Consider the following 5,276-nt stretch of genomic DNA (forward strand, 5'->3'; position numbering starts at 1 on the left):
GACAGTGCCAAGCAGATAAATAAAAAATCGGATGAAATCGTATTTCGGTTTTGGAAAGATGGTACCGGCTATCTCACTGTTGAATTCCATTAAAGGAGGGCTTGAAAATGAAGTTAACAATGCATGGGTACAAAGAGGAAACAATTAAAAAATACGAAATGTCCATGGGCGATTTAATTCTCACGATATGTCAGGGCCTTATCACCGCCCGAAAAACAGATATTGAAATCCGAATGGTGGACTGCTTCTCTGGGGATGTCAGTTGGTGGGCTGGCATAAATGGGCTTCTCACGCATGACTGGCCAGCAGATTGGAGAGTCACGGTGTTCCAGGCGAGTGTAATGCACGACAATAAGGAAAATGTCGATTATCTGAAGGTTATTTTCTCAGATGATATTGAGATGCTATAACGCCGAAACGGTCCCGGCCGGGGCCGCCCACTGGAACCGCCCCACCGGTGCTGATGATGGCAGGGCAGGAAGGAAAATTGAAATGATGAATCTGAATCAGGCAATCCGGCACGGCAGGGCCGTTGGTGTCCGCTTCTATGTCAAAACAGCGAGCGGGGCGATTTTCGGGGGAACAAAGACCCGCGATCAGGCCGAAGCCATGAAGCGCCGCTTCGAGGCTGAAGACCGAGAGAATCCCTGGACGAAGGAAACCACGAAATTTGTTATTGAGGAGGTTCAGTAAAATGGCGAGTTTGAGAAATTGTGCCAGGTCTATTCGGGAAGAAGCAGCAGATGGTATCTGCTGGATCGCTCTCTGGAAGGAAGGTCGGTCGTGGAATGTTGATACTATCTGGCCGGAAGATATGCTCTACAACAAGGGTATCATGGTTTTGGAATCGGACTATCTGGAGCGGCTTCAGGAAATCGTGAAGACTGATTCCTCTGCCATCTTGGTCAGTGGCGAATACTCCAATATCGGTTGTGCAGGGGATGGTTCTCTGCCGGATGTGCAGGTTCTGACCGATGCCCTCCGCTGGCAGTATGAGGATTGTCACCCACTTATCACCGATTGGGAATTAAAGGAGGCGGTTTAAATGCTGACATCGGTGATCTGACCGGGATACAGGCAAAAAACAGGGCTGAGGCCGAGGCCCTGTATGAAAAATTCGGACAGGCCATCAAACGGGTTTGAAAGGGGTGTTGAGTATGAAAATGGTAAACAAAGCCAACGGCGAGGCTGTCTACTATAATCCGGTTCGTAAAGCCGGGAAGGGCGTCTGGGTTCCTCATACGGGGCCATACGCCCCCCTCTTTGTGCTTGCTCTACACTTTCCCTACCTTTATCGTTACTGCCTGCCTTTTTTTCTAAAGGAAAAAGGGACTCTTTTTCGCTCTTTGATTAAAAGATTTCATTATAAAAAGAAAAGCCCCTGCACAGGCCTCTCAGGGGCCGTACAGGAGACGTACCCGCAGAACGTCCTTTATGGAATTGGAAATCAGGAAATCTACTTTGATCCAGAGGACATTCCTCAGCCGGGGGCCTCCGCATGGATGACGGTAATCGTGATCGGTATCTCAATCAGGAGTACACAAACCGGGCTGTCCGATAACCCGCATATACCTCTTTATTTCCGATTCTTCCTGACAGTATATACTTAATGCAACACGGTTTTATTCAGCGCCTCTTCCCGTTCTTCCTCAGCGGTGGAGGACATAATGAGCACGAAAAGAGGCATTCCCAAGGCATCTGCGATATCCTCCAGAATATTGATGGTAGGATTGGCGCAGTCGTGCTCAATATCTCGCAGGTATGACACGCTCACGTTTGCCGCTTCTGCCAGCTGCTCCTGGGTGATCCTCCGGCTCTTTCGAAGCTTCACAATGGTTTTCCCGATTTCGACTTTATCTGACATAAAATCACCTCTTACGCAAAGCATAAGAGGGTTTTCAGAAAGATTCCAGATGATATATCGGCGGTTGCGCGGTCTGCTCGAAAAGAAATCTATAGCCGCTTTAAAGTTGATTATTCAGAAGGGGAGGGTACAATGCTAAAAACCCAACAGGTGGAACAAAGGGAGAGGCTATCTACAATGCAGACAATGAAAATTGATTATGACCGTCGTTTTGACACACTTTATGCAGCTGTATCAAGCAATCTGAATTCATACGGAGACGATTCCTCGAACGGTGTTGTCATCATGCGCAATATGGATACGGATGCAGTAACCGGGATAACAATATTGAGCTTCCTCAAAAAATATAAATCCGGTTGCCTTCCAGAACTCCCTCCAGATATTGGACTCTCCATAGAATCCGATATATTGCCGAACCTGCCCGGCATAACGCAATGAATTAAAAGCTCACAAACACAAACAGGCCCCGGACACGGTACGCTCTACCGCATCCGGGGCTTATCTCTACGCCTGCTTCACCACGCTGTACCTTTGGTGATTGAGCATCGCCGCCAGCGCATCGGCCCGAGCCTTATCCTCGAAGCTGAACACGTCCACCACATACTTTCCGTTCCCGGAATCGGTGTGGATCTCGTTGTACAGCCCCAGCTCCCGGATCCATCCGGAGGTTTCCGCCGCGTCCTCCCGGCGGGTGAAGTGCTGGATCCGCACCGCCCACCGCTCCGGGCTCCGCCAGGGGATCCCCAGGGTATCCAGAATCCCCAGAGCCAGCGCTTTGCCCATCTTTTCCTGATCCGCCGGACTGTCTACCGCGTCCCGGTCGGCGGTGTCCAGGAAAGCAAACTCGCAGAGCACCGCCGGAGCCTTTGTCTCCCGGACAAAGCCGTAGTAGTCCAGGCCGGGCCTGCCGGGATAGGGCCGGGTCTTCACCCCCCGGCTGTTCTGTCCGGCGGCAAGCACCTGCTTCTCGATGCTCTCCGCCAGCTTCCGGGATACCCCGCCAGCCAGGGAGCAGTATGCCTCGAAGCCGTCCCCGCCCCCGGCGTTGTTGTGGACGTCCACCGCCAAGTCCGGGCCATAGGCGTTGCACTCCTGGATTTCCTCCGTCAGGGAATCGTCCTCATCCCGATACCGGCTGAGGCGCACCTCTACCCCGGCCCGCTCCAGATGCTCCCTCGCCGCCAGGGCAATGCCCAGGTTCACGTCCTTCTCCCGGAGGCCGTTGGCCACAGCTCCCGGATCCGTGCCGCCGTGGCCCACGCCCAGAAATACTTTTTTAATCATGGCTTTTCTCCTTTTCCTCCAGGGACGCCGCCAGGCCATCCCCTTGTTTATCCACTGTCCTTTTCAGGGCCGAAACCGCCGCCCGCAAAAATCCCGGCAGGGGCACCCCTGCCCGGCCCATGTTCTCAATGATGGACAGAATCTCATTGAGCAGGAACCACACCGCCACCAGCAGGCCGAAAATGGCCGTGGCCGGGAGGGTAAAGCCCAGCTGCCCCGCCACATTCACCAGGAGCCAGTCAAAGAGCATCGCCGCCGCGATGGCCAGGAGGTACCCCAGCTTTTTCAGGATGCCCCGGACGCCCTTGCCGCTCTCCAGGCCAGGCCCTCCGGCAAGCCCCTCCCGGGCGGCCGCTACCAGGCCGGATATGTAGTCGATAGCCATAGCCGCCAGGAGCATCCCCAGCACCGGCGCCAGGGCTCCGAGCTTGTTGGAAAGCCAGGCTCCCGCCAGGGTGAGCAGGCTCTGAACCGTCAGAGCAATCGCCTTTGCCTTTTCCATACCATCAGTCCTTTCCTTTAATTTCTTTCGCTTCTGCTTCTGTCAGCCAGCCTTTTGCCACTGCGGAAGCCAGCTGCTCCGCCCGCAGCTGACCGCCTTTGTACAGCCGCTTCAGTGTTTCATACATGGCGAATCCCTCCTTTTCTGTTATAGCGATACCAGTTTGAGCCCCTTGCAGGTGTAGCCGCCTTTCTTATAGGGGATATCCACATCTGCGGGCACTTCGATTTTCAGTCCGTTTGGGTATTCCACAGGGTAAAAGCGCAGTACGGAAAATGAAATGTTCACATCGTAAGAGCCAGAAGCGCAATTTGAGAACCTGTATTCATAGCTGGAAATGGGGGATGGGCGAGGGATTTTCCAGTCCGTCAAGGAAAAAAGCGGAGGAATCCTTTGTGGATTCCGAGCATTTTTGACGCGGATCGGACTGGAAAAGCTCCGTCCAGACCCCGTTTTCAGCTGTGAATACAGGTTCTGAATCCAGATCTCCAATTAAATCGGTGATGGCTATATTCTCCTTGAAAGAAAAGGATTCTGGATATTTGCCTGGATAGATATCTACATATTCACGGGTAACTGTCCCGTGATCGGAATGGGCATGAAAACGGAATGTACCTTCACCAGAACCACGGCTACAGTATCCCGTTGTGTTTATCTGAATCACATTGTTAGGTCCAAAAGTAAGCGCTCGACCGAATCGAAACGTTACCGTTACATATGCCGTTGCTTTTGCTTTTTCCTGTACGGATAGATGTATATAAGGCCGGGCTGGAGTGGTTGTATTGCCGTATATCCGCGACCAGCATCCGGTATCCTCTGCGCCGCCGAGAATGGTCAAATCAATTGCATTGGCAAAGATGGGGCGATTCACGCCGCTGACTCCAGCATAGCCCTGCTGAATCTCCCGATTGACCCCGCTCACCCCGGTGAACACCTGCTTTACCTGGCGGTTGACTCCGCCGATGCCTGCTGTAATTGACATCAGCGCCGCCCCCTTGATAGGGAAACGGAGGCCCGCGGTCTACCAGATACTTCCAGTTGTCCACAGTACCCCCCCCCGTGTAAATTATTACCATTTCAAGATTCCTCCCTTTTTGGAAATCATTTCAAGGACGCCAGAACCAGTGTGTCCACCGTATCCCGGAGCACTGCCAGCTGCTGCTCCAGATAGGTCTGCTGGGCCAGTGTCACGCAGAGCCGCTCCTCCACCGCAGGCGGCGCGTCCGGCGTGACGGAGCGCCCCGTCTCCACCGGCTGTACCGCTATTTTTGTCCGCAGGGTATAGCTCTCATGGATGCCTGCTGTCTCCCCGGAATCCTCCAGGATGGTCAGCTGCCGGAGATTCTCCGGATTCCCGGTCAGGGCCTCCAGCTCGTCAAAGCTGTACCTTCCCTTTTCCACCTGGATTTCCAGGCTGTCCCGCTGAGCGCCTTGATAAAAAACGCTCTGTCCTCTGATGGACAGAGCCTCCAATGCAGCGCCGTTGGCGAATCTGATTTGCATAATATCCTCCTTAGCTGAAGCTGATTACAATTCGATCAATTCGATGGTCTGAGACGAGGTTGTGGTCGGCCTGGATGAAACAAGGCTGTCCATGGGAACCGCCAATCCGTTCGGATATTCCTC

Annotated in this window: 11 protein-coding genes; 5 read left to right on the forward strand and 6 right to left on the reverse strand. The window is 53.3% G+C overall.

Translation table 11 applies throughout. From position 1 onward, the window contains the following. The first annotated feature begins 107 nt into the window (after positions 1–107). From ACTOY7_RS21265 to ACTOY7_RS21280, 4 genes are all read left to right on the forward strand, one after another. Entirely contained in the window at positions 108–410 is a 303-nt protein-coding gene (locus tag ACTOY7_RS21265; protein WP_482672614.1) for a hypothetical protein, read from the forward strand. Positions 411–492: 82 nt separating this feature from the next. Beyond that, positions 493–693 carry a hypothetical protein gene (locus ACTOY7_RS21270; protein ID WP_482672790.1) on the forward strand — a complete coding sequence of 67 codons (201 nt, stop codon included), beginning with the start codon at positions 493–495 and terminating at the stop codon, positions 691–693. Position 694: 1 nt separating this feature from the next. Next, complete coding sequence (locus tag ACTOY7_RS21275; protein ID WP_482672612.1) at positions 695–1,045, forward strand: hypothetical protein; 351 nt, start codon at positions 695–697, stop codon at positions 1,043–1,045. A gap of 112 nt (positions 1,046–1,157) precedes the next feature. Further along, positions 1,158–1,610 (forward strand): hypothetical protein, encoded by a 453-nt coding sequence (locus tag ACTOY7_RS21280; RefSeq protein WP_482672611.1) that lies wholly within the window; start codon positions 1,158–1,160, stop codon positions 1,608–1,610. On the opposite strand, the gene ACTOY7_RS21285 is transcribed toward ACTOY7_RS21280, so the two are convergent. Continuing rightward, on the reverse strand, positions 1,607–1,864 hold the full coding sequence (locus tag ACTOY7_RS21285; protein WP_482672610.1) for a helix-turn-helix domain-containing protein: 258 nt from the start codon (positions 1,862–1,864) through the stop codon (positions 1,607–1,609). The two genes, ACTOY7_RS21280 and ACTOY7_RS21285, sit on opposite strands and share 4 nt — an antisense overlap. Before the next feature lie 132 nt (positions 1,865–1,996). Here ACTOY7_RS21285 and ACTOY7_RS21290 point away from each other — a divergent pair, with 132 nt between their 5' ends. Further along, positions 1,997–2,302, forward strand: coding sequence for a hypothetical protein (locus ACTOY7_RS21290; protein ID WP_482672609.1), 306 nt, complete (start codon positions 1,997–1,999; stop codon positions 2,300–2,302). A 66-nt stretch (positions 2,303–2,368) separates the two neighbouring features. Here ACTOY7_RS21290 and ACTOY7_RS21295 read toward each other — a convergent pair whose 3' ends face one another. The 5 genes from ACTOY7_RS21295 to ACTOY7_RS21315 form a co-directional block, all read right to left on the reverse strand. Then, the gene (locus ACTOY7_RS21295) at positions 2,369–3,148 is read right to left on the reverse strand and encodes an N-acetylmuramoyl-L-alanine amidase family protein (RefSeq protein WP_482672608.1); all 780 of its coding nucleotides are present in this window, start codon (positions 3,146–3,148) and stop codon (positions 2,369–2,371) included. Then, complete coding sequence (locus ACTOY7_RS21300; protein WP_482672607.1) at positions 3,141–3,650, reverse strand: phage holin family protein; 510 nt, start codon at positions 3,648–3,650, stop codon at positions 3,141–3,143. The genes ACTOY7_RS21295 and ACTOY7_RS21300 overlap by 8 nt, the downstream gene beginning before the upstream one ends. Before the next feature lie 4 nt (positions 3,651–3,654). Next, positions 3,655–3,777: an XkdX family protein gene (locus tag ACTOY7_RS21305; RefSeq protein WP_482672606.1), complete on the reverse strand. Its 123-nt coding sequence runs from the start codon at positions 3,775–3,777 to the stop codon at positions 3,655–3,657. A gap of 198 nt (positions 3,778–3,975) precedes the next feature. Next, positions 3,976–4,632, reverse strand: coding sequence for a hypothetical protein (locus ACTOY7_RS21310; RefSeq protein ID WP_482672605.1), 657 nt, complete (start codon positions 4,630–4,632; stop codon positions 3,976–3,978). Between the two features lie 119 nt (positions 4,633–4,751). Next, entirely contained in the window at positions 4,752–5,153 is a 402-nt protein-coding gene (locus ACTOY7_RS21315) for a hypothetical protein (RefSeq protein WP_482672604.1), read from the reverse strand. Positions 5,154–5,276: the final 123 nt, after the last annotated feature.

Source organism: Schaedlerella sp. (assembly GCF_056796775.1).